At 39.9% G+C, this 24,990-nt stretch carries 20 protein-coding genes; 12 read left to right on the top strand and 8 right to left on the bottom strand.

The genetic code is table 11. The features are described from left to right. The first annotated feature begins 29 nt into the window (after nucleotides 1-29). Nucleotides 30-1,190 (top strand): YbfB/YjiJ family MFS transporter, encoded by a 1,161-nt coding sequence (locus BM090_RS01330; RefSeq protein ID WP_091506059.1) that lies wholly within the window; start codon nucleotides 30-32, stop codon nucleotides 1,188-1,190. Between the two features lie 125 nt (nucleotides 1,191-1,315). Here the strand turns inward: BM090_RS01330 and BM090_RS01325 are convergent, their stop codons facing one another. Both BM090_RS01325 and BM090_RS01320 read right to left on the bottom strand, forming a co-directional pair. Beyond that, complete coding sequence (locus BM090_RS01325; protein ID WP_091506056.1) at nucleotides 1,316-1,870, bottom strand: NADAR family protein; 555 nt, start codon at nucleotides 1,868-1,870, stop codon at nucleotides 1,316-1,318. Nucleotides 1,871-1,896: 26 nt separating this feature from the next. Further along, a complete protein-coding gene (locus BM090_RS01320; RefSeq protein WP_091506053.1) occupies nucleotides 1,897-2,499 on the bottom strand; it encodes an SMI1/KNR4 family protein in 603 nt (200 codons plus the stop codon). Between the two features lie 362 nt (nucleotides 2,500-2,861). Here BM090_RS01320 and BM090_RS01315 point away from each other — a divergent pair, with 362 nt between their 5' ends. From BM090_RS01315 to purN, 3 genes are all read left to right on the top strand, one after another. After that, a complete protein-coding gene (locus BM090_RS01315; RefSeq protein ID WP_091506051.1) occupies nucleotides 2,862-5,855 on the top strand; it encodes a leucine-rich repeat domain-containing protein in 2,994 nt (997 codons plus the stop codon). Nucleotides 5,856-5,926: 71 nt separating this feature from the next. Further along, nucleotides 5,927-7,462, top strand: coding sequence for a glutamine-hydrolyzing GMP synthase (guaA, locus tag BM090_RS01310; protein WP_091506048.1), 1,536 nt, complete (start codon nucleotides 5,927-5,929; stop codon nucleotides 7,460-7,462). Nucleotides 7,463-7,769: 307 nt separating this feature from the next. Next, on the top strand, nucleotides 7,770-8,354 hold the full coding sequence (gene purN / locus BM090_RS01300; protein WP_091506043.1) for a phosphoribosylglycinamide formyltransferase: 585 nt from the start codon (nucleotides 7,770-7,772) through the stop codon (nucleotides 8,352-8,354). A gap of 153 nt (nucleotides 8,355-8,507) precedes the next feature. Here purN and BM090_RS01295 read toward each other — a convergent pair whose 3' ends face one another. The 3 genes from BM090_RS01295 to BM090_RS01285 form a co-directional block, all read right to left on the bottom strand. After that, nucleotides 8,508-9,212, bottom strand: a complete 705-nt coding sequence (locus BM090_RS01295; RefSeq protein WP_245756664.1) for a transglutaminase-like domain-containing protein — start codon at nucleotides 9,210-9,212, stop codon at nucleotides 8,508-8,510. 74 nt (nucleotides 9,213-9,286) lie between these two features. Continuing rightward, the gene (locus tag BM090_RS01290) at nucleotides 9,287-10,024 is read right to left on the bottom strand and encodes a helix-turn-helix transcriptional regulator (protein ID WP_091506038.1); all 738 of its coding nucleotides are present in this window, start codon (nucleotides 10,022-10,024) and stop codon (nucleotides 9,287-9,289) included. Continuing rightward, nucleotides 10,011-10,862, bottom strand: a complete 852-nt coding sequence (locus BM090_RS01285) for a 3-hydroxyacyl-CoA dehydrogenase NAD-binding domain-containing protein (protein ID WP_091506035.1) — start codon at nucleotides 10,860-10,862, stop codon at nucleotides 10,011-10,013. The genes BM090_RS01290 and BM090_RS01285 overlap by 14 nt, the downstream gene beginning before the upstream one ends. Nucleotides 10,863-10,955: 93 nt before the next feature. Here BM090_RS01285 and BM090_RS01280 point away from each other — a divergent pair, with 93 nt between their 5' ends. Continuing rightward, nucleotides 10,956-12,074 (top strand): AI-2E family transporter, encoded by a 1,119-nt coding sequence (locus BM090_RS01280; protein WP_091506033.1) that lies wholly within the window; start codon nucleotides 10,956-10,958, stop codon nucleotides 12,072-12,074. Nucleotides 12,075-12,144: 70 nt separating this feature from the next. Here BM090_RS01280 and BM090_RS01275 read toward each other — a convergent pair whose 3' ends face one another. Next, nucleotides 12,145-13,800 carry an AMP-binding protein gene (locus tag BM090_RS01275; RefSeq protein ID WP_091506031.1) on the bottom strand — a complete coding sequence of 552 codons (1,656 nt, stop codon included), beginning with the start codon at nucleotides 13,798-13,800 and terminating at the stop codon, nucleotides 12,145-12,147. Nucleotides 13,801-14,036: 236 nt separating this feature from the next. On the opposite strand from BM090_RS01275, the gene BM090_RS01270 reads away from it, so the two are divergent. The 3 genes from BM090_RS01270 (at nucleotide 14,037) to BM090_RS01260 (ending at nucleotide 17,134) form a co-directional block, all read left to right on the top strand. Beyond that, nucleotides 14,037-14,756 carry a head GIN domain-containing protein gene (locus tag BM090_RS01270; RefSeq protein ID WP_091506028.1) on the top strand — a complete coding sequence of 240 codons (720 nt, stop codon included), beginning with the start codon at nucleotides 14,037-14,039 and terminating at the stop codon, nucleotides 14,754-14,756. 38 nt (nucleotides 14,757-14,794) lie between these two features. Further along, nucleotides 14,795-16,642: an LTA synthase family protein gene (locus BM090_RS01265; protein ID WP_091506026.1), complete on the top strand. Its 1,848-nt coding sequence runs from the start codon at nucleotides 14,795-14,797 to the stop codon at nucleotides 16,640-16,642. A 66-nt stretch (nucleotides 16,643-16,708) separates the two neighbouring features. Continuing rightward, entirely contained in the window at nucleotides 16,709-17,134 is a 426-nt protein-coding gene (locus BM090_RS01260; RefSeq protein ID WP_091506024.1) for a hypothetical protein, read from the top strand. 81 nt (nucleotides 17,135-17,215) lie between these two features. Here the strand turns inward: BM090_RS01260 and BM090_RS01255 are convergent, their stop codons facing one another. Both BM090_RS01255 and BM090_RS01250 read right to left on the bottom strand, forming a co-directional pair. Further along, a complete protein-coding gene (locus tag BM090_RS01255) occupies nucleotides 17,216-18,715 on the bottom strand; it encodes a glycine--tRNA ligase (protein ID WP_091506022.1) in 1,500 nt (499 codons plus the stop codon). A 134-nt stretch (nucleotides 18,716-18,849) separates the two neighbouring features. Beyond that, on the bottom strand, nucleotides 18,850-20,520 hold the full coding sequence (locus tag BM090_RS01250) for an ATP-dependent nuclease (protein WP_091506019.1): 1,671 nt from the start codon (nucleotides 20,518-20,520) through the stop codon (nucleotides 18,850-18,852). A 432-nt stretch (nucleotides 20,521-20,952) separates the two neighbouring features. Here BM090_RS01250 and BM090_RS01245 point away from each other — a divergent pair, with 432 nt between their 5' ends. The 4 genes from BM090_RS01245 to BM090_RS01230 all read left to right on the top strand — a co-directional run bounded on the left by BM090_RS01245 (nucleotide 20,953) and on the right by BM090_RS01230 (nucleotide 24,989). Beyond that, entirely contained in the window at nucleotides 20,953-21,771 is an 819-nt protein-coding gene (locus BM090_RS01245; protein ID WP_091506017.1) for a hypothetical protein, read from the top strand. A 152-nt stretch (nucleotides 21,772-21,923) separates the two neighbouring features. After that, on the top strand, nucleotides 21,924-23,096 hold the full coding sequence (locus BM090_RS01240; protein ID WP_091506014.1) for an esterase: 1,173 nt from the start codon (nucleotides 21,924-21,926) through the stop codon (nucleotides 23,094-23,096). Between the two features lie 159 nt (nucleotides 23,097-23,255). Continuing rightward, entirely contained in the window at nucleotides 23,256-23,909 is a 654-nt protein-coding gene (locus BM090_RS01235; protein WP_091506011.1) for an NAD(P)-dependent oxidoreductase, read from the top strand. Between the two features lie 93 nt (nucleotides 23,910-24,002). Beyond that, nucleotides 24,003-24,989 (top strand): phosphotransferase, encoded by a 987-nt coding sequence (locus tag BM090_RS01230; RefSeq protein WP_091506009.1) that lies wholly within the window; start codon nucleotides 24,003-24,005, stop codon nucleotides 24,987-24,989. Nucleotide 24,990 lies beyond the last annotated feature (1 nt).

Raw genomic sequence — 24,990 nt, 5'->3', positions numbered from 1 at the left:
CGTTACACCAAATTATTTTACTTTTTGCTATGGACAGAATTAAAGTCATTCTGTCGGGTATCTGCTCGCTTATCCTGACGGTGGGCATTGCCCGATTTGCTTATACGCCGCTGTTGCCTATCATGCGCGAACAGGCGCACCTGACCGAAGTAACAGGCGGTTGGCTCGCTGCCTTCAACTATGCGGGTTATATTTCGGGTATTTTGCTTTCGGCAGCTATGAGCCAAGCGCACCACAAATACATTTTCTTTCGCATTACGCTGGTGTTGGCCATTTTTACCACACTGGGCATGGGCTTTACTACTAACCCAATCGTTTGGGGCGCGTTGCGCTATGTGTCGGGTGTGTGTAGTGTTGCGGGACTAATTCAGGCTTCGGGCATGGTGCTGGGCTGGCTTACGGCCAACGGCTACCAAAAGGAATTGGGTTTGCATTTTTCGGGTATGGGCTTAGGGATTTTGTTGTCGGGGATTGTGTGCATTGCCCTCGAACAAACGGTTCGTTGGGACGGCCTTTGGGTAATATTCGGACTGCTGAGTTTGGTCTTTTTTGTGCCTGCATGGTTTTGGATGCCCCGACCTGCAAACCCCGTGACCAATGCCACGCAAGTCGCTGCCGCTGCGCCAGTGTCTAACAAATGGTTCGGGATTATGGTGGCTGCGTATTTTTGTGCGGGCGTTGGCTATGTGATTAGTGCAACTTTCATCGTGGACATACTCAAACGCCTTGCCACCTTTGCCAATCAGGGCGCGTTGGTCTGGATTGTGGTGGGTTTGGCGGCTGCGCCCTCCAGTTTTTTGTGGGATAGGGTTTCGCGGCAATTAGGCCAAATCCCGACCCTGATGATTGCGTATTTATTGCAGGTTTTTGCCGTTCTGATTCCTGCTTTTAGCGAAAGCAGTTTGCCCAATTTGGTGGGTGCGGCCATTTTCGGGAGTACGTTTATAGGCATTGTGAGCCTTACACTCAACCTGATAGGCAACAAATATCCTCAAAACCCCGCCAAGGCGATGGCGCGACTCACACTTTCGTATGGCGCGGCACAAATACTTGCCCCGATTATGTCGGGCTATATTGTTACACTTTCGGGAAGTTATACTTGGGTGCTGTATATCACGGCGGCCATGATGACGCTCGGCACGCTGCTACTCGTGTGGCTGCACCAACACAATAGCACAGTCAAAATATAGAAACTTTCCTTTATGGTTTATGAAGACATAAACCATAAAGGACGACAAATGTAGGTTGGCTATGGTGAACACAGACTGCGGGAGATGTCGCCATATTTCCAAACAGATATTGTTGGCCGTTTTTTCTATTTCTGATTTTTGATAATATCACGAACTTCCATCAGCGCAAAACCAAGTAAATTTAATCCATTCCAATGTTTGGGGTTTTCTGCTTTGTCGCTATCTGCGGCCAATCCAATACCCCAAATTCTATCTACTGGACTTGCTTCTACCAAAACCCTTTCTTTTGTGCTGAGTAAAAATTCTTTCAAGTCATTATCTTGTGTGAATTTTTCTAAACTTCCTCTAACCACTATTTCAAACCGTTTGTTATTCCAAGTCTTATCATCAAAATTTCGTACTTGCCGACCTAAAGCTTTTGCTTCTGCTGGTGATTTCGCGATAATTATTTTATCATAAATTTCTTTATCGTCAAACAAAAGTGCTTTTTGTGCCATCATCCAATGTTCTGCAGTATTAAATTGCACATTGTCAACAATAAAAGGAGAAGTCCACCACTGACTAAAACACGAAGATGTTAATTCACCACTTTTACTTTTTTGATGTCCCCAAAAAAATAAATATTTAGCTCGGATTCCTTTTTCAAAATTGCCTATTAGCCACTCTAAATTGTATGTCATTTTATGTTTTTTGTTAAAATTTTAATTTATTCCACTGTTTCCTCATTGATAAAATCATATTCATTACCAATTAGTTTTTGTAGATAATTTTCAAAACTGTCAGCAATAACCCTAAATTCGTCAGGGTCGTGCAAAAATCTTACTATTTGACCTTTTGTCCCTTTTTCGGAAGGACTAAAATCAATAAATAATTGCGAAGTCCCACCATTATTCGTACAATCAGAAAAATGAAGCCAATTTAATGATGTTGGTTGGTTTGTAATTCTGTCGTCTATCTCAACTCCTTCATACTTCCTTTCAATATAGTCTGAATAGTATTCTATTGATAAATTCTGATTTTTTACGATTTCTTTTGATGATAAAAGATAATATGGATATCCTTCAACATCAGAACCAAGGAAATATAAAGAAATTTCTTCTCCTTGATATTCTCGCCAATATGTGCCATCTACTAATTCCAGCAGACTTATCAATGAATTTGGAACTTCTGGATATAAAGATTTGATTTTTTCAATATCTTCATTTGTAGCACCGTGTTTTATTTTGCTAAAATGTTCCCAAGTTTCCTTAGCACCATTATCAAAATATGCTTTTTCAAGCCCTGCTATATATTGTTTTGCTATTTCCATTATTGTTTGTATTAAATTATCTATTGGCGTCTGAATTCATATTTGGTCGGATATGCTTGGCACTAACACCCGCATAAACAAGCCTTATTGCATTTATCAATGCAAAATTCTTGTGCAAATTTCTAAATCTACGTGGCTTTTACAAGTGTTATCTTGTTATATAAAGCTGGGTTTGTACTCCTCCATGGTTTGTGTCTTCACAAACCATAAAAGGCGGTAAACGTAGGTGGTCTGTGAGGACACAGGCTACGTTTTTTTTTACTTGAAAAGTACAGAATTTATGAGCAATACCCTTGTACGACAAACGCAAAAATAGCTATCTTAACACCCTCAAACCGCCATAACTTTTACTACTTACGCGAATGAATATAAAATTGAAAAGAAGAATAGAGGAAAATATCCGCACTAAAAATCCAAAGTTGGATTTAAGCTACTTAAAATTGACAGGAAAAGAGACAGAATTAGCGTTACTAAAAAAATGTACACATTTGAATGAGCTTGATTTAAGTAGTAATCAACTAACCGATATATCAGCCTTGTCAGGTTTAGGTAATTTGAATGAGCTTGATTTAAGTAGTAATCAACTAACCGATATATCAGCCTTGTCAGGTTTAGGTAATTTGAAATTTCTTTATTTATCTCATAATCAACTAACCGATATATCAGCCTTGTCAGGTTTAGGTAATTTGAAATTTCTTTATTTATCTCATAATAAACTAACCGATATATCAGCCTTGTCAGGTTTAGTTAATTTGAAGTTTCTTTATTTATCTCATAATCAACTAACCGATATATCAGCCTTGTCAGGTTTAGTTAATTTGAAGTTTCTTTATTTATCTCATAATCAACTAACCGATATATCAGCCTTGTCAGGTTTAGTTAATTTGAAGTTTCTTTATTTATCTCATAATCAACTAACCGATATATCAGCCTTGTCAGGTTTAGTTAATTTAACTTCGCTTTATTTGTCTCATAATCAACTAACTGATATATCAACCTTGTCTGATTTGGTTAATTTAATTTTTCTCGGTTTAGCTAATAATAAATTAACAGATATAGCCAATTTATCAGGTTTAATAAACCTAAACTCTCTTAATTTAAGTAGTAATAAATTATCTAACATACCAGATACATTTTTTAATAACTTACCTCAATTAAAATTACTAATATTATACAAAAATCTCATCAAAAATATCCCTCAAGAAATATTTAATAAATACGAAAATGTATTAGATGATACCCGTAATTACTTACAAGATATACAAAAAGGAAATGCTGCGAACAGAGAAGTAAAAATTATCTTTATAGGCAATGGAAGTGTAGGTAAAACGCAAGTAGCCAAATGCTTATGCGAACAAGAAAATTTTAGGTTCGATACCGAACATCAATCTACGCACGCCATTGCACTATTGCGTAGAAAATTAGGTGGTTTTCAGTTGAATTGCTGGGATTTTGCTGGCCAAGATTTATACTATGCTACCCACCGTTTATTTATGCAAACACGTGCTTTGTTTGTCTTGGTCTGGGATTTTGAAAATGAAGTAAAAGAGAGTCACAGATGGAACGGCAAAGAGTATCCGAACGAAAATCTACGCTATTGGCTCGAATATGCCAAATGTTTTGCCCCCGAAAGCCCTATCTTGGTCGTACAAAATAAAATAGACAAGCCCAATCAAAAAGATTTATATTTTGAACGCCGAACTGAGTTTCAAAAAGAATACCCAATTCTTGATTTTTTGCAAGTAAGTGCTAAAAATGAGAAAGGGTTTAAAGTTTTTCAAAATAGGTTACAAAAATACTTAGAAGTAAATAAGACTTTTAAAACACCTTATTTGCCTACAAATTGGGTCAATGTCCGTGATGCAATCCGTAGTTTACAAAGCAATGTTGAGCATAAAACTTTATCAGTCAGTGAATTTGAAGAAATTTGCAATGAAAAAGATTGTTTGCCGTCTGCCTCTACTATATTAGGCTATCTACACGAGACAGGCGTATTGTATTACCGTAAAGGTTATTTTAGTAACCAAATTATTGTAAATCAAGGCTGGGCAATAGAAGCTATTTATAAAGTATTAGATAGAGAAAGTGAATATTTTGAATTGTTGCAAGATGAAAAAGGCCAATTAAATTACGAGCTGATTACTAAAATATGGCCAAATAATACAAAACAAGAAAGAGTATTATTTATTGATTTTATGCTGAGTGCGGAACTGGCGTTCGAAATCTTTGAAGATGAAGATACAAGTAGCGTTGTTGTTCCGCAACTGTTACCCGACAACCAATCACATCAGGTAGCAGAATGGAGAAAACGCAATATTGAAAAATTCGAGCAAAAAATAATTACTTATCGTTTTCTTCCTAAGGTATTTATCCAACTTTTTATAGTCAAAGCACATCGTTTTTCGAATATAAATTTAATTTGGGATAGCGGTATTATTTTAGAAACGAATAAAGGGAGTGCTTTAATCGAGGCGTTTTATGAAAAAGGAAAAGAACGAATTGAAATTTGGTATGAGAATATTGTTGTATTAAATACAATACAACAAAAGTTGGATTATATATCTGCCGAAGGATACGTAAAAGCCAAGCAAGGCAAACCAGAAACAAATGAAGAAATATTTGCTGGTTTTGAAGCCTTAGAACCTGTTCAAAATAAAGAAATGAATAACAATAACAACCCAATGGAAAACATACAAAAACCTAAAATTTATATTTCGTATTCTTGGAAAACAGAGAGCGATAATATAGCCAATCAGTTACAATCACAATTACAACAATGTGGTATTGAACTTATACGCGACAAAGTAAATGGCGTAGGTTATATGCAGTCTATTTCGGATTTTATGCAAGAGATTGGGCGCGGAAAATACATACTGGTTGTCATCGGCAATGACTATTTAAACTCACCGAATTGTATGTACGAGCTGGCTAAAATTGCCGAACATAATAATTTTGATTTTGAGAAAATAAAATCACAGGTGCATATTGTTACTTTAGATGGTGTTTGTATTTATGATGACATAGATAGGAGCAAATTAATTACATATTGGGAGAAAAAGATGAAAAAATTAAATAAATCGCTTTCAAAAGGAGGGAGCTTACTTAAGAGGAAAGCAGAAATTAAAAAATTAGAAGAATATGAGTTAATTTTAAATCTTTTTGATTATAAAGGAATAAGTGTCATAAAACAAATAGCTGACCTTAATACACTTTCAACGCAAATACATCAAAAAGAAGGGTTTAAAACGCTTATTACAAGGCTTAATGAAAAGCTTAAAGCTGATGGTTATGATGGGGTAGATGTCTCGCAAGTAACATTTGAGAGTTTACTACCCCCCGACGCTCCAACTTTATAACTTTAAGCCCTTCCCAAAATTTAATCTTTCCGAAAACTTGCACGTTGTACCATAGGCTACTACTTTTGCACATGGTACAACAAGCTCAAATTCTCATTCTTGATTTTGGCTCTCAGTACACCCAACTGATAGCCCGTAGGGTTCGCGAACTGCAAGTGTATTGCGAAATCCATCCTTACAACAAAGTCCCCACCAATCTCCAGAACGTGCAGGGACTCATTCTTTCGGGAAGCCCCCATTCGGTGCGCGAACCTGAAGCCCCCCAAGTAGATTTAAGTGCGTTTAGAGGCCGAATCCCTGTGCTGGGCGTGTGTTATGGGGCGCAACTTTTGGCGCAAACCAACGGCGGACAGGTGCTGCCTTCTACCATCAGAGAGTATGGCCGTGCGTTGCTCTCCGAAATTGACCAACAAAATCCCCTGACCCAAGGCCTTTCGCCTAACTCCCAAGTCTGGATGTCGCACGGTGATACCATCGTACAACTACCCGAAAACGCTCAACTCATTGCCCAAACGCCTTCCGTGCGCGTGGCTGCCTACCAACTGGCGGGCGAGCAAACCTTCGGAATCCAATTCCACCCAGAAGTAACGCATTCTACCGAAGGCAAAACATTAATCCAAAATTTCGTGTACGACATTTGCGGTTGCTCGCCCAACTGGACTCCAGCTTCTTTTGTGGAAAGCACGGTGGCCGAATTGCGCGAAAAACTCGGTACAGACAAAGTGATTTTGGGACTTTCGGGCGGCGTGGACTCGTCGGTGGCGGCGGTGCTTTTGCACAAAGCCATTGGCCAGAACCTGCATTGTATTTTCGTGGACAACGGCCTTTTGCGCAAAGATGAATTTGAGCAAGTGCTTCATTCTTACAAAGATATGGGGCTAAACGTGAAGGGCGTAGATGCCAAACAGCGTTTTTATGATGCCCTCGCTGGCCTTACCGACCCCGAAGCCAAACGCAAAGCCATTGGCCGCGTGTTTGTGGAGGTGTTCGATGACGAGTCGCACCAAGTAACCGATGCGCGTTGGCTCGGGCAAGGCACGATTTACCCCGACGTAATCGAGTCGGTTTCCGTAAAAGGCCCTTCGGCTACCATCAAAAGCCATCACAACGTAGGCGGTTTGCCCGACTACATGAAACTCAAGGTGGTAGAGCCGCTCAACACGCTGTTCAAAGATGAGGTGCGTTTGGTAGGCAAATCCTTGGGCATTGACCCGAATATCCTGAACCGTCACCCGTTCCCAGGGCCGGGGCTTGCCATTCGTATTTTGGGCGATATTACCCCCGAAAAAGTGGCTATTTTGCAGGAAGCCGATGCCATTTTTATTGGTTTGCTCAAAGAAAAAGGCCTTTACGACAAAGTATGGCAAGCGGGTGCCATCTTGTTGCCAGTGCAAAGCGTGGGCGTAATGGGCGACGAGCGTACTTATGAACGCGTGGTGGCCTTGCGTGCCGTAACCAGTGTGGACGGCATGACTGCCGACTGGTCGCATTTGCCGTATGAGTTTTTGGCGTTGGTTTCTAACGAAATCATCAATAAAGTAAAAGGCATTAACCGCGTCGTTTACGATATTAGCTCTAAGCCGCCCGCTACGATTGAGTGGGAATAACATTGTCTAAAGTCCAACACCTTTCGCATTTTGGTGGAAGGTGTTGGATTTGGTGTTGTTACGGAAAGATGCCACACCTACGGTGTTTTTGTTTTATCGAATAGCTTTTAGCTACCAATATTTCAATCCTAACGGATTTATTTATTTGGGTAATAACAAAGCCTTTAGGCTTGGCATCTTTGTAGCAAATTGGAATTTAGGAAGTAGAAAAACGCCGTAGGTGTGGCATCTTAAACAACTATTGCTTGACGGTGCGCAATAATTTCTTTTTTATAATCCTGATTATCAAATTTTTATTTTTGGAAAAATGAACCAATCCAACCCCAAGCGTATCGCTATTTTTTGTTCGGGTTCGGGCAGCAATGCCCAAAAAATAATGGAGCATTTCCAAGAAAATGATTTTGGAAAAGTAGTGTTATTGTTGGCCAACACGCCCAAAGCCTACGCGCTGGAACGCGCCAAAGCCCTAAACGTAGAAACTTTTGTGTTTTCGCGCACGGATTTTTACCAAACAGATGCGGTGCTGGAGCAGTTGCGACGCGTGGAAGCGGATGTGTTGGTGTTGGCTGGTTTTTTGTGGCTTGTACCCAGCAATTTGATAGCGGCTTTCCCGCAACGAATTATTAATATTCACCCTGCTTTGTTGCCCAAATTTGGCGGAAAAGGAATGTATGGCCATCACGTACACGAGGCTGTAAAAGCCGCTGCCGAAACAGAATCTGGCATGACGATTCATCTCATAGACCAAGAATACGACAAAGGTCAAGTGTTGTTTCAGGCCAAATGTAGCATTGCGGCCACCGACACGCCCGAAGACATTGGCGCGAAAGTGTTGCGCCTCGAACACGCACATTTTGCCCCGACCATCGAGGCGTATTTGAAACAAATGTAGCGACAAGATATTTACCGTCTTGACTTGTATTGGGATGCTTCTAGCTGGCGAGTTATTACTTATTTTCATAAACTACCATGTGAGCGATAATACCCAAAGTAACCATTTGCTTTGAGTTTACTTAGCAGAAATAAGTGCAAAAGTTATATTAAATTATTTCCTAATACTGCGCACATTGGCATTAATCAAGTGTCGGGCTACTCGCTCAAAAACCAAGCGTTTGAACCAATTTAGTTTTTGTTGGTGAAGAGCATAAAATTGGTCGGGTGAGTCAAAAACGCCAAAATCTTGGTTAATGCCTTTGTCCTGAATATAGGTATTATTCAAATTCCAGTCGATGGGGGGCTGCTGCAAATCGTCGGTGTACGCCCCAAAGCCACAGAATGTTTGGCAATCAGGATTACGTTTTTGCAGGGCTGCCAAATATTTTTTGTCCAAAATCACACCTTCCAGAAAATACCAAGTATCATTTACCCAAACTTCTACCCAACTGTGCAGAATGTTTTGGGGAGAAAGTGCGTACCAAATGCCCGAAATCGCGCCTTTTTGTAGGGCTTTGTCTATCGTAAATCCATGAATCCGACACGGTATATCCGCAGCGCGCAGCAATGCCATGAGCAAAGTGGCTTTCGTGTTGCATTGCCCATAGCCGTCGGCCAACACTTGCGAGGCTTTGAGCTGGTCGGAAGCATTGTACCCAAACAAAATTTGGTCGCGCACAAACGTATAAATGGCTTTTACGCGTTCCACTGGCGGCATTGTGCGCCACATTTGGTCTTTTACGAGTTGGGCAATGGCTGGATTTTGATAATCCAAAATGGGCGTTTGCGCTAAATAACGAGCTGAATTTTCCATCATAAATCTTTTTAAGTTTGATTGTTTTGATAGGACAAAATTCGGCATTGCTCGCCGCCCAAAATTGTATAAACTGGCTATATTTTGGCTAAGAATTTGGGGCTAAAACCAAAGTTTTCTTTGAAGATTTTGCAGTAATGCGCACTATCCGTAAAACCAAATTCATGCGCCGTTTGGGTAATGGATTGAGTCGTAAGCACACGCACGGATGCGGCCATTTTATTCCAAAGCTGAAAACGCCTATAACTAATGCCCGTCTGTGCCCTGAACAAATGCAAAAAACGGCTTTCGGACAAATGGCAATAGTCGGCAATCTCGGAAAGCGAAACCACGCGGTTGAAGTTTTGTTCCAAAAAAAGAATGGCTTTCGTGATGCGGTCTTCGTTCCAATGGTCGTTGGTTTGGCACTGGCAGCGCAACCCCTCAAGCCATTGATTTACTTGCTCCACCAACTGCCCAAAGTCTATTTTTTTATTTACAAGAGCGTTTAATATTTCTTGTAAAAATTGCGCGTGTGTTGCGGGCATTGCCGCCACATTGCTGCTGGTCAGACTATTAAGAAAATGCCCTACCGACGAAGTAGGGCTAATGAGTAAAAGTAAATGTAGATCTGGACACTGGAACTGATGCAACACATTGCCTTTGATAAGGCAAGCCTCAAAAGTTTGGGTTTGCATTTCCGACACAATACCAATTGCTGCGCCACTGCTCACGCTGATTTGGGTGGCGTAATGCCGATGCGGCAAATTCTCCTCGAATGTGCCCACAAACAAACCCCAGTAGCCACCGAAATACAATTGTTTATTCATAGTCATAAAAACCTTTGCCCGTTTTACGGCCTAAATGTCCCGCATCTACTTTTTGTTGTTGTAGGCGGTTGGGTCTGAAGCGCGGCTCTTGGTGAAAACCTGCGTACAGCGAACTGGTAACGGCAAAATTTACGTCCATGCCAATCATGTCCATGAGTTTGAACGCGCCCATCCGAAAACCCGCCGACTCCAACAGTCGGTCAATGTCGGCGATGTCGGCCACCTTTTCTTCCGCCAGTTTCAGCGATTCGGTATAAAATGGCCGCGCCACCCGATTCACAATAAAGCCTGGCGCATCTTTGGCCATGACAGGCGTTTTGCCCATGCGCTGCGCCAGTTCGTACACTTGCTGGGCATAGTACGGAGCAGTGGCCGCGCCGCTAATCACTTCCACGAGTTTCATCAGGTGCGCAGGATTGAAAAAGTGCATTCCTACGACTCTTTCGGGGTGCTGCAAACCTTGCGCAATTTGCGTTACGGAAATAGAGGAGGTATTGGAAGCCAAAATCGTTTGGGCGGAGTTTTGGGCTTCGAGCTGCGCAAAAAGTGTTTTCTTGATGTCGAGCCGCTCCACGATGGCTTCTATAATGCAATCGGCTTTCACTTGCGCCAACTCTTCTACTACCCGAATGCGAGAAAATGTTTCGGCTTGTTGCTGGGCAGTTATTTTCTGCAAACTCACGGCTTTGGCCAAATGGCTTTCGATGGTGGCAAGGGCTTTTTGTGCCATAGAAGCCTGTGCATCAAAGAGCAATGTTTCAAAGCCTGCGGCAGCGGCCACTTGGGCAATCCCTTGTCCCATTGTGCCTGCGCCAATAACTGCAATCGTTTTTACGTTTGTCATTTGATTTGGAAAATGTTGGTGTTTTTCAAAAGTAAATATCCGTTTTGAAAAAGCGAAAGAATCCGCTAAAATCGCTGTATATTTAAGTCGTCTATGTTTCTACTCAATAAATTTACACTCAAAATTGCGGTGCTGGTGGCCTTGTTGTTGCTGGTCGGCTGGGTTTTCTCCAACATTGTTTTGTATATCGTCGTGTCCGTGATTTTGGCCACGATACTCAAACCAATGGTAAGCGGCATTACGCATTTCAAGTTTTTGGGAGTGGTCGGGTTGCCGCGCGTGGTCGCGATTCTGATTGCGTATGCGGTGCTGTTGGGTGTCGTAACGCTTTTGGTGGTCATGTTTATTCCGCTTGTTTCCAATCAGTTAGAAATGATTGAGCAAATCAAAATGGATAAAATGCTCGCTTCCATTGAAGAGCCAATCAATGTATTAGAAAAGTTTCTTATCAAAAAACAACTCGTACACGACAAGCAAGAAGGTTTTATGGTCGATGCGCTCGAAGACCATTTTTTGTCGGACATTACAGCCTTAGATGCCAGCAAAGTAATTAACCATTTCATTAATTTTACGAGTCAGTTTTTCATTGGGCTGTTGGCTGTTACGTTTATTACTTTCTTTTTGCTTTACGAAAAAGGAATTTTGAAACGGTTGTTTCTGTCCATCGTCCCCAATGCCTATTTTGAAATGACGATTGCCGCGCTTTACAAAATCGAAAAACTTCTCACTAACTATCTGCTGGGCTTGCTGTTACAGACTTTTGCCATTTTTACATTGACTTCTACGGGGCTGACCATCATCGGGATAGAATACGCCTTTACGGTAGCTGTTTTCGCCGCTTTTATCAACGTAATTCCGTACATCGGGCCGTTTGTGGGCGGACTGGTGGCTGTGATTGTGGGACTTACCACCGCGCCTCTGACTTGGACGGGCGAACAATACGGCGTTCTGATTCTGCAAATTATTGGGGTGGCAACTATTGTACACCTCATCGACAATATTTTGTTACAGCCTATCATTTTTTCTAAAACCGTCAAAGCGCATCCGTTGGAAATATTTGTAGCCATTTTTGCGGGAGCGTCGCTTGCTGGCGTGATTGGCATGGTGTCGGCGATTCCTGTTTATACGGTGTTGCGCGTGTCTTTTACGGAGCTGGCCAACGGTTACAAACGCTATCAGGTGTTTAGCCGATACCAAAAACCATTACTATAAACAAAAAATCCTACTTCATTGAGTACGAAGTAGGATTTTTTGTTTATATATGAAATTGATTTGCAAGAAATTATGACGTTTTGATTTTGGCGACGTGCTCCAAACCCAGTTCGGCGATAGACTCTTCGCGCATGGCGATTTTACGTACTTTGCCCGAAACCGTCATCGGGAAGCCGTCCACGAATTTCCAATATTTCGGGATTTTGTAACGTGCGATGTGCGCTTTGCAATAGACCTGCAAATCTTCTGCCGTCAGATTATAACCTTCTTTGAGTTTGACCCAAGCCATTACTTCTTCACCATATTTTTCGCTTGGCACACCGATTACTTGCACGTCGGCAACGGCTTCGTGTTTGTGCAAAAACTCTTCCACTTCGCGCGGATAAATATTCTCGCCGCCACGTAGTATCAAATCTTTGATGCGGCCAACGATATTGATATAACCTTCCTCGTCCATCGTAGCCAAATCACCAGTGTGCATCCAGCGGCCTGCGTCTATGGCCTCGCGCGTAGCTTCTGGATTATTCCAATAACCCAACATTACTGAATAGCCACGTGTACAAAGCTCACCAGCCACGCCGCGCGGCATGGTTTGGCCTGTGCTTGGGTCAATGATTTTTATTTCTAAATGGTCGTGAATCGTACCAACGGTACTTACTTGTTTTTCCAGTGGCGTGCCGATTTTGGTTTGGGTAGAAACGGGTGAAGTTTCCGTCATGCCATAGCAAATACCAACCTCGCGCATATACATCCGAGACTGCACTTGCTTCATTACTTCCACAGGGCAAGGCGAACCCGCCATCACGCCAGTGCGCAAAGAAGTAAGGTTATATTTCTCAAAATCAGGATGTTGTAGCTCAGCAATGAACATTGTAGGCACGCCATAAAGCGACGTACATTTTTCTTTTTCTACGGCATACAGCGTTTTGGCGGCCTCAAAACTATCCGACGGAACCACCATACAAGCCCCATGCGATGTGCAACACAAATTACCGATTACCATGCCAAAACAATGATAAAACGGCACAGGAATACACACGCGGTCAAGCTCCGTATAGTTGAGGCGTTGGCCAATAAAATAACCGTTGTTCAGAATGTTATGGTGCGTAAGCGTCGCGCCTTTCGGGAAGCCCGTCGTGCCTGACGTGTATTGAATGTTTATGGGTTCATCGAATTGCAAAGTAGCTTCTACGGCTTCCAAATCGTGCGTAGAAACGTGGCTTGTGCCTTGCAAAAACTCGTCCCAATTTTCATCAAAAAAGATGGTTTTGCGCAGCTCTGGACAAACCTCTTCGGCTTCTTGCACCATTTGTTTGTAGTTGCTGTCTTTGAAAGCTACGGCAGAAACCAATACCGAAATCCCCGACTGCGTGAGTGCATACGAAAGTTCGGCAGCTCTGTAAGCGGGGTTTATATTCACCAAAATAGCTCCGATGCGTGCGGTGGCGTATTGCACCAGTACCCATTCGTATCGGTTGGGCGACCAAATCCCGACGCGGTCGCCTTTGCGCACGTGCAAAGCCAAAAACGCTTTGGCCACTTGCTCCACTTGCTCCCAAAATTCGGCGTAAGTGGCTCTATATTGTTGTTCTACGCATATAAGCGCATCGCGTTGCGGAAATTTGGCAACGGTTTCGCGCAAGTTTTCGCCAATCGTTTGGCCGAGTAAGGGAACATTGCTTGCCCCGCTTACATACGAGCGTTGTGCGGTTTTTGCTGTTTTCATTGTATTTATTTCTAACAAAAAATTAAGAAAAGGGCTTATCTATTTAAAAAAATATAATTGCTTCTAAATGTAGGAGGCTGCTTTTGAAAAATCAATGAAAAACGACCGAAATCCTCGCTTTTTTTGCTAAAAATTTGATTAACAGTTCGTTAATATTCCGTAAGAAGTTTGTTTTTTATCCGCCCAACAATCCATAATTTTGCCAACGCTTTTACTAAGTTTTTAAATCAAAGAAAATGAAAAAATGGTTTTGGTTGGCGGCTTTTGCCCTTGCCACGTGTAGCAACCCCGACGCGCCCGACTGCCTGAAAAGTACAGGACATACCAAACAAATCAGCCGTGAAGTAGCAGATTTTCAGCGTATTGTGATAGACGACAATATAGACCTGTACGTTACCGCCGACACCGCCGTTAGTTTGCGCCTCGAAGGTGGCGAAAACTTGCTTCCGTCCATCAAAACCGACGTAAACAATGGCACGCTGTACATCGCCAACCACAACAAATGCAATTGGGTTCGCACTTATAAGCGTAAACTCAAGGTGTTTTTGCACGTAAAAAATTTATACGAAATCACGCAAAAGGGTTTTGGTAATATCATGTTTACCAATCAATTAAAGACCGATAATTTTACGTTGAATATTTATGGCGTGTCGGAAGTGGATGCCAATATTAATGCCCAGAATTTTTATACGGACATCAATAGTTTGGGCACATTGCGTCTGAGCGGGCAAAGCAATTACGCCAAATTTAGTTTGGATAAGACCCCCAAACTGCACACCGAAAATTTTGTAGTGAAAAGCGCGTATGTCCATCAAGGTGCCGAAACTAATATTACGATAAACTGTTCGGACAAACTGGAAGGGCAAATCCTGAGCACAGGTAATATTTTCTACAAACACAATCCTGTACTTGCTATCGTGCGCAAAGGCGAAGGCCAAGCCATTAAAATCGACTAATTTTTTTTGTAAAAACCTTATAATCATTAAATTAAATCATGCGCAAAATTCTATTTTTGTTGCAATACTACGCCTTTACCATTCTGTTTTTTGTGGTAGCCAAAGCGATTTTCTTGCTGTATTTGCACGCGCAGGCCGATGCTTTGGACGTGCGCACCATCGGCCAACTTTTCTGGTATGGCTTGCGCCTTGATGCGTCGTTTGCGGCGTATTGGTGTATGTTGCCGTTTTTGCTTATTGCCGTAACCGATTATACGGGACAGTTTTATCCCAAATTCCTGAAAATTTACACGGGTATTATTTTGTTTCTGATGACGCTGATTGTGGTGGCAGACTTGGAGATTTACAGAGAATGGGGCAGCCATCTCAATGCCACACCGCTGCTGTATTTGGCTTCGCCACGTGAGGCTTTGGCCGCTTCGGGCAATGCACCTATGTTGTTGTTAGTGAGTATTTTCGTAGTATTTTTTGGCGTGTTTTATTGGTTGTTTAGTCGTTGGTTGGTGTGGTCTTGGGACAAAATAAAGCCAAGTTCTTGGAAATTCGCGCCTGTATTTTTGTTACTAACGGCTATGCTTATTATTCCGATGCGTGGCGGGCTACAACTCATTCCCATCAATCAAAGTGCCTCGTATTTTTCGGCTAATCGCTTTGCCAATCAGGCCGCCGTAAATGCGGCTTGGAACTTGATGCACGCCCTTACGCACCGTGCCAGCAAACAAAATCCTTATACTTTTTTTTCGGATAATGTAGCGGCGCAAAGAGTTAAGAATTTGTATCAAAATAAGTCAAAAAACACTAACAATCAGTGGATTAAAGTAAAGAATCCTAACGTCCTGCTCATCGTTTGGGAAAGTGCCACGGCCAAAGTTTTTGGGAGTTTGGGAGGCGAAAAAGGCATTACGCCACAGTTTGACAGTCTCGCCAAGCAAGGCATTTTGTTTAGTAATTGTTACGCTTCAGGCGACCGCAGCGACAAAGGTTTGGTGAGTATTTTGAGCGGATTTCCAGCCCAGCCAACTACGAGTATTATTTCTTATCCCGATAAAACCCGCCATTTGCCGCACTTGTGCGCCGACTTGCGCAAAGAAGGCTATCAAACAGCGTTTTATTATGGCGGTGAACCAGAATTTGCTAATATGCGTTCTTATTTTTTTAATGGTGGATTTGAAAAAATAATCGGTAAAAATGATTTTTCGGCCAAAGATTGCAACTCCAAATGGGGCGCACACGACCACATTGTACTAAATAAAATGCTGGCCGACCTCAACCAACGACCAAACGCAGACAAGCCATTTTTCTACACACTTTTTACGCTCAGCAGCCACGAACCGTTTGAAGTGCCCGACGAAAAACCATTGACTAACGCCAGCGAAGAGCAACTTTTTTTGAATGCGCATCGCTACACCGACCGCAGTATCGGGGCGTTTGTGGCGCAAGCCCAAAAACAGGATTGGTGGAAAAATACGGTAGTGGTGATTATTGCCGACCATGGCCATAGGCTGCCGCACGAGTCGCCGAATCATGCCCCCGAAAAATTCACGATTCCGATGCTTTGGCTTGGTGGCGCGTTGGCCGTGCAAGATACTGTCATTCAGACGGTTTGTAACCAAACTGATTTGGCCGCAACGCTTTTGCAACAGCTTCACGTTCAGCCACAAAAACCGTATGCGTGGAGCCAGAACATCGCGACACTTGCCCCCGAAAATGCTTTTGCGTTTTATGCGTTTAATGATGGCGCGGGCTGGATTCGCCCCGACAGCCGCAGGGCTTGGGACAATGTGGGCAAAAGTCTGATTTTTGAAATGGGCACACCTGATACGGCGGCTACCGCCAACCTGAAAGCCTACGAACAGCGTGTTTTTCAGGAGTTTTTGGATAAATAACCCGAATAGCGTATTGGCAATTTTGTTTTTTAGGCCTATCATTGACAAACTAAAACAAACTTGCTTATGCTATCACGTACATCCATTTTGCTTATTCCGTTTTCGTTTATGCTGCTGGGCATTGTGTTGCTGGCCGACAAAATGTTGGGGCTGGCCACCGCCGAGCCTACGCAAGTGCGTTCAATCCACAAATACCGACAAAACAGCCTTTACTACAAAGATATTTCGTTGGAAAATGGCGAGTTATATAAGATTCAATCGCATGTTTTTGACAAAGAAATTGGCGATAAGGTTTATACCTACAAAACAATGGATTTGGCCTCGTTGGCGTTTTTTATTTTGCCTTCCTCGCAAGAACACCCGTTTATTGTAAAAAATATGTGGTACGGTTTTCACAGCGGCGTATTTTTTTCGTTGGCCTATAATTTTATGTGCCTGATTCCGCTGTTTATCCTGATTTGGATAAAGGTCAAATTCCGCGCAAAAAAATAAAGCAAAACATCTTCATAACAACAAAAACGGGCAACTTTACTCAAAAGTTGCCCGTTTGCTTTTTGCCCCGAAAGGCCAATATTATAATTTCTCAAACACGCGTTTGAATGAAGTTTCGTAAGCCAATTTTTCGCGCAAAGCCGAGATAGGCAAACGCTCTTGCTCGGTGGTGTCGCGGTAACGAATGGTTACGGTATCGTCTTCAAGTGTTTGATAGTCAATGGCTACACAGAACGGCGTACCGATAAGGTCTTGGCGTGTATAGCGTTTGCCAATCGAATCTTTTTCTTCGTAAATGATATTGAAATCCAAACGCAAATCATCAAAAATCGCTAAGGCTTTTTCTGGCAAACCGTCTTTTTTGGTAATCGGCAAAATCGCTGCTTTTACAGGCGCGATTGCTGGGTGGAATTTCAAGAAAGTACGTGTTTTTTGTTCTGCGCCTTCGCCTGTCGTCTCGTTTGTGTAGGCGTTGCAAAGCGTAGCCAAGAACAAACGGTCTGCACCCACCGACGTTTCTACTACATACGGAATATAGTTGCCGTAAGGTTTGCCGTTTTCGTCAAGGTCGTTGTCGAAATACTGCATTTTCTTTTTAGAAAGCTCCTGATGGTTGCGCAAATCGAAATCCGTGCGCGAGTGAATGCCTTCTATTTCTTTAAAACCAAACGGAAATTGGAACTCAATATCTACGGCAGCGTCGGCATAGTGTGCCAATTTTTCGTGAATATGGAATTTTAGTTTGCTCGCAGGAACGCCCAAGGCCTCGTGCCAAGTGCGACGCGTTTCGCGCCAGTGCTCGTACCATTGCATTTGTGTACCAGGGCGAACGAAAAATTGCATTTCCATTTGTTCAAATTCACGCATACGGAAAATGAACTGACGCGCCACGATTTCGTTGCGGAAAGCCTTACCGATTTGGGCAATACCAAACGGAATTTTCATGCGGCCTGTTTTCTGTACGTTCAAAAAGTTTACGAAAATACCTTGAGCCGTTTCGGGGCGCAAATAAATGGTGTTGGCATCTTCGGCCACCGAACCCACTTGCGTAGAGAACATCAAATTGAACTGACGCACGTCTGTCCAGTTGGCTGTACCCGAAATCTGACAAACAATTCCTTCGCTGATAATGAGTTGCTTTACAGCTTCCAAATCTTCCGCGCCCAAGAGTCTGCCCATTTCGGCCAACAATGCTTGCGCTTTTTCGGGTTGGCCTGCGGCTTCGTATTGTTCGGCTTTGGCTTCCAAGAGTTGGTCGGCGCGGTAGCGTTTTTGGCTGTCTTTGTTGTCAATCATCGGGTCGCTGAAACCGTCCACGTGGCCAGAGGCTTTCCAAGTGAGTGGGTGCATGAAAATAGCCGCATCAATGCCCACGATGTTACCGTGTAGCTGCGTCATGGATTTCCACCACAAGTTTTTGAGGTTATTTTTAAGCTCTACGCCATACTGACCGTAGTCGTACACGGCGGCCAAGCCATCGTAAATTTCACTGGAAGGAAACACAAAGCCATATTCTTTGGCGTGCGAGATAATATCTTTGAGTTGATTGTTATCGGTGGCAGTAGTTTCTGCTTGTGCCATAAATCTGAATTTCTATTAAACTTAAATACTTGGATTATCGTGGCGGCAAAAGTACGGATATATTGTCCATTTTCAATAATAAATTACAAGGAAGTAGAAAGGGGGGCGGGGGCTGATTGGGCGATGCAATATAATTATTGATTCCACTTGAGTATTGTATTATACAATATTTCTATTTCATCTATTAATGAATGTTTGAAGTTTTTAAGAGATATTGTCTCGTTCCAACTATTAGTTACAAATTGTGCATATATTTTTTTTGTTAAACCACTTTTGTTTTGTGATTTAAATTGTCTGATGCTATGCTCGTCTATATAATCTTCAAGGGTTCTAATCTCTACATTGTTTTTTTTATACCAAAGACCTAATGAGTAATTTAAGTTTGAAAGTTTCTGAAACTCACTAAGAATAAAATCTTTTGCCTCTTTAAATTTTGATTGGTCAAAAATAACCCCATTATCTTTCTTAACAGCATCGCTATCCGTAATTACAAATGCGTTACGACTAAAACTAAACATACTTACTAATTTCTTTAATTCACTTTCTTCTGAATTTCCCGTATTCATTAGGCAAATGCTATCAAGTAATGCACCGCCATACATTTGAAATTCGTAGTTAACGCCTTGCTTTAATTTTGGAAGTTTTTTTTCAGTAGCAAACATTTCTAACCACTTACGAATATATATGATATCACTTGGCCCTTCAACCCAAATAATTCCATTAGCTTGAAGTATATCAGAACCTTGTGCTCCTAAATTATCTAAAATAGAATGTGGATACGCTCCTATTTGCCTTATAGAACTAATAACCGATTGTTGTATTACCTCTCTTGAATGTTTTACAAAATCAGCAACATAACTAGTATCCTGAAGAGAGCGATTAAACTCGTAGATTTTACATAATTCAGGATATTTTATAAATTCATTAATTAAAGTAGATGAGTGTGAGCTTATAAAAAGCTGCCTTCTACTTAAAAAATTCAAGCTCTCGTGTGTTTTTAACTCAACGGACTCTTGCCATGTGCTATTATTAAACCATTCAATCCATTGATTTTCTATCAATTCACAAGCCTCAAGCAATTCTTTATCTTGGGGTGTGCGTTCTTTCATTAAAAGCCAAATAATAATGTCAAAAACTCGACGCAAAACTCTAGGCTCAAGATGTATCTCTGGTTCATCTATACAAATAATTCTTTTATCTGCATATAATAACTGGAGAAATAGATTGGATACAGAGAAAAAACCAGAAGACCAATTTTCATATTTAAAAACACGTTTTCCAACAGTTCCTTTACTGTTGCCATCTCTTATTGTAAAATATTCTGATATTTCCCCTCCGCTAAAAGAAAAATCTATTTGATATATATAAGTTAATACAAAACTTAAAAGAGGAATGTGGGCATTATGATTTTCTGTTATTCTATGTAGTTTTTCTTTAAAATCGTGTATTGAATATTCTTGTGAAATATACGAACCTGAGTACCCTTTAAAATCACCTCTTATATGAATCCAGTTTTTAAATTCAATAACTTCATTATCAAATTGCAGTAATATAGCTGGATCTAACTTTCGATGGTGTGGAATGTGCCAATTATTTACACTATTATCTAGATAGAAAGAATACATTCCTACATCCTCATTGTAGGTTAGAATTACGTCTAAATTACAAATAGCCCTCATCACATTACTTTTGCCGCTTCCATTTTTTCCGATGAATAAATTTAACCGACTAAAGTTTGATAATTCAGGAGTTCCTGATTCATCAAAACTATAAATACTCCTTAGGTTTATATTTTTAAGCCACATAAGTTTATTAAAATTATTGCTAACAATTTATGAAATACTTTGAATAAATATTCAGAACAAGAAAGCCTTATTTTTTGCCCTACCAAGATTTCACGCCTACGGCGTTCGGTGCGTAGTCTCCCCAATTTCTTGCTATCAAGATTTCAATCCTAACGGATTGGGTTGGTGAAGGTAAAATCAAAAAGCCTTTGGGCTTGGCATCTTTGTAGTGAAATGTGATGTAATGTAATAAAAAACTAACGCCTTTGGGCGTGACATCTTAGTCCAGAAATTATATTCCTTTCTATCCTCAAACACAAAAATACTTGCAAAAATCTTTCTGGTTTCGGACTTTGCGAGAAAGTCGAGCCTTTGCACTTGATTTCGGAGTGATATAAGACAATACCAGCCCGAAGGCAAAACCCAAAAAATGACAATACAATAAATTAAAATATGAAAATTAATAAAGAAAATTTCTTGCCAAATCTATTTTTAGGAGAAAATATTGGGCAACCTTTCTGGGAATGGGAAAATTTGAAATTTGATGATGGAGTGGGCAGGCAATGTTTTGTGGGTGAACTTCCTACGAAATCAGCCGATTTTGTATCTTACCATTGCGGCCAAGATTTAGAAACCCAACAATATGGAATAATTAACAGTAATTATCAAATAATATTACCGTTTGAATATACACTAATAAAACCTAAAAATCCATATTTCAATCAAAGTTATATAAAAAAAGATACATACTATTTTTATATTTGGAAAGGAAATAATATCGGACTATTGATCATTGAAGGCAATATTATAAGAGAATTAATTCCGCCTATTTATACCAAAATTGAACAGACAGAACATATCAATTATTATGAATGCAGAACCCAAAAACATAGCAATTTATACAACTTATTAGAAGAAAAATTTTTATTTGGTGATAAGGAATATAATAAGATTACCGACACGCCATTTTCATTAAGCATGTTTAATCTATACATTGATTCAAAATGTATTTTATATGACTACAAAAAGCAAGAAATAGTAATAAATGATTTGCAAGACATCTATTTTATTAATTCTTTAGGGGATTCATTGCAACACAAATTATATAGTTTGAATGAGACACAATTAAGGCAATATAACTTAGAGACTTATCAGGAAGAAGCACTCGAAATTGCCCAAGGATATTCCATAAAATCTAAAATTGGGGGGATAAATGCCTGTCCAATTCCTCAAAAATATAAAAAAATAATTATTGAAAATTATTTAAAATAAAACGATCCACAAGGTCGGTAGTGATGGTAAAACTATCGATCTTTAACTTATCCTTGCGCAGGTCATTTTATTTTTTCTTTGTTGATTCAGAAAATCAATGTAATATTGCTTTGTTTCTTATTAAAGCAATAGATAATTAATACTTTATTACTATGAAAATATTAAAAACTATTACAGCGGCATTTCTCCTAAGTTTTACGGTTGCGAATGCACAAGAAAGTCTAGATTTTTCTGGCAAAAAAGAACTTGTTTCACCAGAAGTAAATGGCAGTAATGTTACTTTTCGGTTAAAAGCTCCAGACGCTAAATCTGTGAAATTAGTAGCTAATTGGTTGCCTCAAAAGGGCTGGGAACCAGGCACTGTCGATTTGCAGAAAAACGAAAACGGCGTTTGGGAAATTAGCCAAACGAATTTGCCGCCAGATTTATATACCTATTCATTTTTGGTAGATGGTGTAAAAGTGGACGACCCTAACAATGTTTACTTGGTGAGAGATATTGCCAATGTGATGAATTTGGTTTACATCGATGGCGCAAAATCTGGAAACTATAAAGTTCAAAATGTACCTCACGGGACGGTTGCCAAACGATGGTATCCTTCTAAAGGAATGAAAACAGATAGGAGAATTACGGTCTATACGCCAGCGGGTTATGAGAAATCGAAAGAAAAATTACCCGTTTTGTATCTTTTGCACGGTGTGGGCGGCGATGAAGAAGCTTGGATGACGCTTGGCAGAGCTTCCCAAATTTTGGATAATCTTATTGCGCAAGGGAAAGCCAAACCCATGATTGTGGTAATGACCAATGGACACATGAGCAATGCGGCGGCACCGGGGGAAAGCGCAAAAGGATTTTATAAACCTGTAATGATGACTCCCGATGTGTTTAATGCGGACATGGAGACGTACTTTAAAGAAATTATAGATTTCACCGAGAGCAATTACCGCGTTAGAAAAGAGGTAAATAGTAGAGCGATTGCAGGTTTGTCTATGGGTGGATTTCATTCGCTTTATATTTCAGCCAATTATCCCAATACATTTGGTTACGTAGGATTGTTTTCGCCTGCTGTGATGCCTCCTCAAAATGCACAATCAGATATATATAAAAATTTAGATCAAAAATTAAAAAACCAACTCAATAATCATTATAAACTTTATTGGATTGGGATTGGTAAAGATGATTTTTTGTATAAAAATGTAGCAGATTTTAAACAAAAATTAGACGGAATGAATTTTAAATACCAATATGTAGAATCAGCAGGAGGACATACTTGGAGCAATTGGAGAGTGTATCTCAATGACTTTTTGCCATTATTATTCAAATAAATTTAAATAATTTTTGCTTTTTATTAGAAAGATTTCATTCGTGAAATCTTTCTTTTTTTTGAGTATTACTTCCATCAAAATAAAACAAATTTAATCAAACGTGATGAACTTTATTTTTCAAGGACTTGTTCATTTTTTTATAACTAAAATTTTAAAATTATGAAAAAAATAGCAGTAATTGGTGCTACGGGCTTTGTAGGTTCAAAAGTAGTAAACGAACTAGCAAATAGAGGTTATGCAGTAGAAGCCATTGCAAGAGATACCACTAAAATTGTAGAATCGGATGTGGTAAAAGCCAAAAAATTAGATGTCTATAATGTAGATGAATTGGCTGAAGGTTTGAAGGGAGTAGATGCTGTAATTAGCACATTTAATCCTGGCTGGACGAATCCAAATATTTTTGAAGATTTCTTAAAAGGAGCTGCCAGCATAGAAAAAGCGGTAGAAAAAGCAGGCGTAAAAAGATATATCATCGTAGGCGGTGCAGGTAGTTTGTATATTGCAGAGGGGCTTCAACTAATTGATACGCCACAATTTCCTGCGGAGATAAAGCCAGGTGCAGATGCGGCCAGAAAATATTTAGATATTCTTAAGAAAAATGAAGTGTTAGACTGGACTTTCTTTTCGCCTGCCATAGAAATGCACCCAGGGACTTCTGGTGTTAGAAAAGGAACTTATAGAACTGCCTTAGAAAATCCTGTTTTTGATGAAAACAATAGAAGTGTACTTTCTGCGGAAGATGTGGCGGTAGCTTTAGTGGACGAATTAGAAAATAATAAATTTGTAAAGCAAAGATTTACAGCTGCTTATTAGAATTTATATAAAATAAAAAAGGCTGCCTCAATACATCGAGACAGCCTTTTTTATTTGAAAAATTTCTCCTTTGTTAACTTTTACTTAAACAAAATGAAAACTTTCCCTGTAATTGCTTCTACATTATCAGAAAAATATTTAGGTGATTTTATAATAGAAAAATACAATCTAAATAATAATTTTAAATGTAAATTATTCAGAACTGGCGTAAATCACACGTATTTTATTTCAGATTCCAATACAAAATATGTCGTTAGGGTGTACTGCCATAACTGGAGAAGTAAAAATGAAATAAAAGAAGAATTAGCACTTCTGCAATTACTCAAAAAAAATAATCTTTCTATTTCTTTTCCAATTTCGGACAAAGAAGACGCTTTAATTCAGGAAATTAATGCTCCAGAAGGGATTCGTTATATTGTGCTTTTTTCCTTTGCAAGTGGCGAAAAAAAGCGATTTATGACAAATGAAAACTGCTTTACGGTGGGTTCTCTTATGGCTAAAATTCATAATATAACGGCAAACAAAAAAATAGATAGAGTGAATTATGACGCTGAAATACTTTTAAAAAAATCATACAATCACTTAAATCTATTTTTTAAAGAAGATTTGAGTGAAATGAAATTATTAAAAGAAATTGGCGAAAAAATATCAGAAACATTTCAGGAGAGTAATTTAGAAAATAATCAAAAAGGAGTTGTTCATCTTGATATTTGGTATGATAACTTTAGTGTAAATGCAGAAGACGAAATAACTGTATTCGATTTTGATAATTGCGGAAATGGATTACTTGTTTTAGATATTGGATATTTCTGCAAACAATTGTTTTTTATAGAACAAGATAAAAATCAATACGAATTAAAAGTTAAAAATTTTCTTGACGGTTACAGGAAATTCAGAGAATTGTCAGAGACCGAAATTAATTTAATTCCAGAAGCAGGAGCATCAGTTTTTATTTTTTATCTTGGAGTGCAAGCACAAAGATTTGATTGGTCTAATATATTTCTAACCGAAAACTATCTTAAAATGTTTGTTGGCAGAATAAAAGATTGGATTGATTATTATAACGTCTCAAAAAAATAAA

It is taken from the genome of Flexibacter flexilis DSM 6793, from assembly GCF_900112255.1.
Lineage (GTDB): Bacteria > Bacteroidota > Bacteroidia > Cytophagales > Flexibacteraceae > Flexibacter > Flexibacter flexilis.
The sequence above is the reverse complement of the archived record's forward strand: the minus strand, read 5'-3'. Positions and strand labels throughout refer to the sequence as shown.

Bases quoted from the DNA above. Each gene is read 5' to 3' on its own strand.
- BM090_RS01250 (WP_091506019.1), bottom strand. From the start codon at position 20,520: ATGTGGCTTAAAAATATAAACCTAAGGAGTATTTATAGTTTTGATGAA.
- BM090_RS01315 (WP_091506051.1), top strand. From the start codon at position 2,862: ATGAATATAAAATTGAAAAGAAGAATAGAGGAAAATATCCGCACTAAA.
- BM090_RS01330 (WP_091506059.1), top strand. From the start codon at position 30: ATGGACAGAATTAAAGTCATTCTGTCGGGTATCTGCTCGCTTATCCTG.
- BM090_RS01240 (WP_091506014.1), top strand. From the start codon at position 21,924: ATGAAAATATTAAAAACTATTACAGCGGCATTTCTCCTAAGTTTTACG.
- guaA (WP_091506048.1), top strand. From the start codon at position 5,927: ATGGTACAACAAGCTCAAATTCTCATTCTTGATTTTGGCTCTCAGTAC.
- BM090_RS01255 (WP_091506022.1), bottom strand. From the start codon at position 18,715: ATGGCACAAGCAGAAACTACTGCCACCGATAACAATCAACTCAAAGAT.
- BM090_RS01230 (WP_091506009.1), top strand. From the start codon at position 24,003: ATGAAAACTTTCCCTGTAATTGCTTCTACATTATCAGAAAAATATTTA.
- BM090_RS01235 (WP_091506011.1), top strand. From the start codon at position 23,256: ATGAAAAAAATAGCAGTAATTGGTGCTACGGGCTTTGTAGGTTCAAAA.
- purN (WP_091506043.1), top strand. From the start codon at position 7,770: ATGAACCAATCCAACCCCAAGCGTATCGCTATTTTTTGTTCGGGTTCG.
- BM090_RS01265 (WP_091506026.1), top strand. From the start codon at position 14,795: ATGCGCAAAATTCTATTTTTGTTGCAATACTACGCCTTTACCATTCTG.
- BM090_RS01320 (WP_091506053.1), bottom strand. From the start codon at position 2,499: ATGGAAATAGCAAAACAATATATAGCAGGGCTTGAAAAAGCATATTTT.
- BM090_RS01285 (WP_091506035.1), bottom strand. From the start codon at position 10,862: ATGACAAACGTAAAAACGATTGCAGTTATTGGCGCAGGCACAATGGGA.
- BM090_RS01275 (WP_091506031.1), bottom strand. From the start codon at position 13,800: ATGAAAACAGCAAAAACCGCACAACGCTCGTATGTAAGCGGGGCAAGC.
- BM090_RS01260 (WP_091506024.1), top strand. From the start codon at position 16,709: ATGCTATCACGTACATCCATTTTGCTTATTCCGTTTTCGTTTATGCTG.
- BM090_RS01280 (WP_091506033.1), top strand. From the start codon at position 10,956: ATGTTTCTACTCAATAAATTTACACTCAAAATTGCGGTGCTGGTGGCC.
- BM090_RS01325 (WP_091506056.1), bottom strand. From the start codon at position 1,870: ATGACATACAATTTAGAGTGGCTAATAGGCAATTTTGAAAAAGGAATC.
- BM090_RS01290 (WP_091506038.1), bottom strand. From the start codon at position 10,024: ATGACTATGAATAAACAATTGTATTTCGGTGGCTACTGGGGTTTGTTT.
- BM090_RS01245 (WP_091506017.1), top strand. From the start codon at position 20,953: ATGAAAATTAATAAAGAAAATTTCTTGCCAAATCTATTTTTAGGAGAA.
- BM090_RS01270 (WP_091506028.1), top strand. From the start codon at position 14,037: ATGAAAAAATGGTTTTGGTTGGCGGCTTTTGCCCTTGCCACGTGTAGC.
- BM090_RS01295 (WP_245756664.1), bottom strand. From the start codon at position 9,212: ATGATGGAAAATTCAGCTCGTTATTTAGCGCAAACGCCCATTTTGGAT.